The sequence below is a fragment of the Psychrobacter sp. T6-1 genome (assembly GCF_052258445.1).
In genome coordinates, this window is the sequence record NZ_JBQQFC010000293.1 from 1 (window position 1) to 2,975 (window position 2,975).

At 45.5% G+C, this 2,975-nt stretch carries 1 protein-coding gene and 2 tRNA genes; 2 read left to right on the forward strand and 1 reads right to left on the reverse strand.

The genetic code is table 11. The features are described from left to right. The first annotated feature begins 57 nt into the window (after nucleotides 1-57). Nucleotides 58-131 (forward strand) — tRNA-Cys (locus ACTXGO_RS11860). A 136-nt stretch (nucleotides 132-267) separates the two neighbouring features. Continuing rightward, nucleotides 268-354: transfer RNA gene (locus ACTXGO_RS11865), tRNA-Leu, on the forward strand. A gap of 275 nt (nucleotides 355-629) precedes the next feature. Here the strand turns inward: ACTXGO_RS11865 and ACTXGO_RS11870 are convergent. After that, nucleotides 630-2,975 (reverse strand): type I restriction endonuclease subunit R (locus ACTXGO_RS11870; RefSeq protein ID WP_443574662.1); only part of this gene is annotated, 2,346 nt, incomplete at its 5' end.

Sequence of the window (2,975 nt, forward strand, 5' to 3'; positions counted from 1 at the left end):
CCTTTAGCCAAAAAATAGCTTGTAATTTAAATTAGTTTTGCTAATATAGTGACCCTTGGCTGGGTAGCACAGTGGTTATGCAGCGGATTGCAAATCCGTAGACGCCGGTTCGATTCCGACCCCAGCCTCCATTTATTTTGCTCACTGTTTATAAGATTTGCGTTAATTTTGGCTTGCATTCTTAATATAACGGCTTATAATAGCGAGCACTTATCTAGTCATCAGAGGGTCTATCAACTGATTGACGTATTAGATAATACAAGTTTTGCCCGGGTGGTGAAATTGGTAGACACAAGGGATTTAAAATCCCTCGCTAGCAATAGCGTGCCGGTTCAAGTCCGGCTCCGGGTACCATTATAGCAGTACTAAAAACACCGCAAATCGTTATGATTTGCGGTGTTTTTTTTATGTGTAAGCTATCAAAATGTTCGGTTTAAACGTCATATAGTGAGTCCTAAATAAAAAGAGTGCAGCTTTTACGGCGTGCTACTGGTATAAATTTTCTTTGCTTGCTGTGCGACTCCGTCACTCCAGATGCTGCACAAAATTCATCCCAGTAGCACTGTATTTATTTTATAGTGGATCGACTATATTAAGAGGCAATTAAACCAATAGTATATCTGCTCTGTCTAAACCACTTTATGCTTCTTAAAGTTCTCAGCCTGCTCGAATATCTCCTTGTAGACCTCTTTTGAATCTACAGGGGGATAGCCCCACGCGTCGAGCAATACCATCAAGTCAAACTGTAGCTCCGCTTTGATGTCATCACGCTTGTTCCAATCGGTGTATTTAGCCTTCTCATCGATGAGCTTTTTTACCTCTTTTGACAGCGCCACCAGCTTATCTTCTGGATAGGTAAAGTCATACTTATGCGCCAGTGATAGCAGAATGTCATAAAAGGCTTTTTCTTCAAAGTTGATACCCATCTCGCCAAAGGACGCCATCTCTGCGCGCAGCTCGTTATACATTTTTATAATCTCATCGGAGAAGTCGCTAATCACCTTTGGTTGTAGCACATCTTGCTCATCACGATCGTTATATTTTTCGATCAAAGCATTCATCTGTTTACTAAAATCAACGCCCTTTACCTTGTTGGTTTTTTTCAGCTCACCAATAGCTTTTGCCAGTAGCTGTTGTAGTAGCTCAAGCTTGGTATTAGGCTGCTTGATCGCCTCAAGCTTGGCTAGATAATCTTCATCGAAGATGTCAATCGCGCCATCTGAACCATCATCACCCAGCTTAAAGATCTCTTCTACCCCATCACTCATCAGCGCGTCTTTTACCAGATCACGCACCTTTTGATTCATCTGTTCGGTATCGGGTGCGCCGCCAGTGATGATTTTGAAGATGATGGTACGTATAGCTAGGTAGTAATGAATCTTGTCCTTGTGCGCCTTTGTGAGCGCCTCACTACCCACGCAAATGTCATAGGCAGACTTTAGGCGACGGGCTAAATCCATAAAGCGTTTTTCTAGCTTTTTAGATTGCAGGGCAAAGTCAGCTGCTGCGTTTAAGCAGTTGAGCTGCTCTAGTGGCGTGCCGTTGAAGTAAGAATAAGAGTCAAATTTATGATAGACGGTATCAAGCAAGCTCAAGTGATCTTTGACCACCACCACTGACTTTTGGATGTCCTCGAGGTTTTGTACCTGACCGCCAGTGTAATGCGAGAGCGCCAGATTCATCTGCTTTTTGATGCCGATATAATCAACGACTAAGCCGCTCTCTTTGCCTTCAAACTTACGGTTGACCCGTGAGATGGTCTGAATCAGGCTGTGCTTTTGCAGCGGTTTATCAATGTAGATGGTATCGAGAAAGGGCACGTCAAAGCCTGTGAGCCACATATCGACGACGATGGCGATTTTAAAGTTCGATTTGCCGTTTTTAAACTGACGATCCAGCTCTTTGCGATAGTCTTTATTACCCAGATTATCCCACAGCTTTTTGGGATCATCTGGACTGCGGGTCATAATCATCTTGACTCGCTCCATGGGTTTGACCTTTTTCTTCTCGCTATCTGATAAGATTGAGCCTTCCTCGCATGCTCGCACCTCATCCCATTCAGGACGCAGCGCTATGATGTCTTTATAGAGCTGATAGGCGGCCACTCGGCTACTACAGACGAACATCGCCTTGCCCTTTTGGGTGGTGCCCTCGCTTACTCGCGCTTCATAATGCTGCACAAAGTCCTCGGCGATAGCTCTGATGCGGTCAGGATCACCCAAGATGGTCGACATACTCGCCATGGCTTTTTTGCTCTTGTCGACCTGATACTCATTTGCGCCCGACTCTACGCTATGGGTATAGTATTTTTCGACTTCATCAAGCTGTTTGCTATCAAGTAGCACTTTGGCGGCGCGACCTTCATAGACGATACGCACGGTGATCTCATCAAATACCGACTCGACCATGGTGTAGCTGTCGATGACTGGGCCAAAGACATCTAAGGTGGCGTCAATCGGTGTGCCTGTGAAGCCAACGTAAGTGGCATTGGGCAATGAGTCATGTAAGTATTTGGCAAAGCCGTAAGACTTCTTTACGCCATCCTCACTCACGGTGATTTTTTGCTGGAGATTGATTTGACTACGGTGCGCTTCATCTGAGATACAGATGACGTTGGTTCGCTCTGTGAGTAGGGCTAGGTCTTCGGTGAACTTATGAATAGTGGTGAGGAACACGCCACCACTCTTGCGATCTTTTAGCTTCTCTCGTAGCTCAGCACGACTCTCGACACTGGTGATGTTCTCATCGCCGATATAGGTTTTGGCATTGGTAAAGGTTTTGGATAACTGATCATCTAAGTCAGTACGGTCCGTGATTAAAATAATAGTTGGGCTACCCAGCGCCGCGTCTTTCATCAGCAAACGCGTGAGAAATAGCATAGTGTAGCTCTTACCACAGCCCGTCGCGCCAAAGTACGTCCCGCCCTTGCCATCGCGTACAGCATCGCTCTCATCAACCTTGCCGTTTGCATCTAG